1 protein-coding gene is annotated in these 1,046 nt (G+C 40.0%); it reads left to right on the top strand.

All coding sequences use genetic code 11. The annotated features are described in order from the left end of the window. Window positions 1-691: mannose-6-phosphate isomerase, class I (manA, locus tag GLP24_RS19790; RefSeq protein ID WP_232616438.1), on the top strand; the 691-nt coding region annotated here is incomplete at its 5' end. Window positions 692-1,046 lie beyond the last annotated feature (355 nt).

Consider the following 1,046-nt stretch of genomic DNA (forward strand, 5'->3'; position numbering starts at 1 on the left):
AGATGTGATCAGCGATCTTGTTAATACGTTCGTAGCCAATCAAACTGAAACCGGTTTACGTGATTTCTTTGAAGCAATGTTATCGCTTGAGGGGGAGCGTAAAGAGGTTGCTGTTAATGGGCTTTTAGCGTTCTGTCATGAACATAAAGAGCAGCCATTATTTGCGTTATTGATTGATTTATCTGAGCAATACCCAGGTGATATCGGTCTGTTTGTTCCTTTAATGTTGAACGTATTAACATTACAACCAGGCGAAGCGATGTTCCTAAGTGCATGTACGCCACATGCTTACATTAAAGGAACAGGCCTTGAAATCATGGCTAACTCAGACAATGTACTACGTGCAGGTTTGACGCCTAAATTTATGGATGTACCCGAGTTAGTCGCGAATACTGAATTTAAGAGCATGGCGGCGAATGAATTATTACTAGCGCCAACAATGGTCGCTGGTGGTTTAGATTATCAGATCCCTGTGCCTGATTTTAAATTCAGCGTGTATAAGCAAGTTAATAATATTGCATTACAAAATACCAGTGCTGAAATTTTATTTGCGATTGATGCACCACTAACAGTGACGCACCATAATGGTGAAACAGTGATACTTGAAAAAGGTCAGTCAGTGTTTATTCCTGCTTATGCACAAGCATATTCAGCCCATTGTGATGGTATGTTTGCTCGCGCGTATAACTAAAGGGTTATAGGGAAGAGCCGGGACGAGGTTGTGAGTCTCTAGTTCTCAGGATAATGAGACTAAGCGATGGGTGAAAGCCTGTCGCTTTTTTTGTGGAAATTATTCCGTCATTCCCTACAGTGAATGCCCGCGAGGGCGATAGGGAATCTACTATTCGCGCGTTGTAGGATCATTTATTCCGCTGACTTCTTTCCCTCGCTCTTCCTTTCTGTGATCTATCGCACTAAAAAATCACGTTTCTGCCTTAGTGGAAGCCTTATTTAGATAGTTGATAAAATTATTTGATAATCGTTTTTTGGTATTTCAATATATAATTGATTATATAACTTGTTGAAAATAATGGTATAAATTCACG

The organism is Photobacterium carnosum (assembly GCF_021236965.1).
Lineage (GTDB): Bacteria > Pseudomonadota > Gammaproteobacteria > Enterobacterales > Vibrionaceae > Photobacterium > Photobacterium carnosum.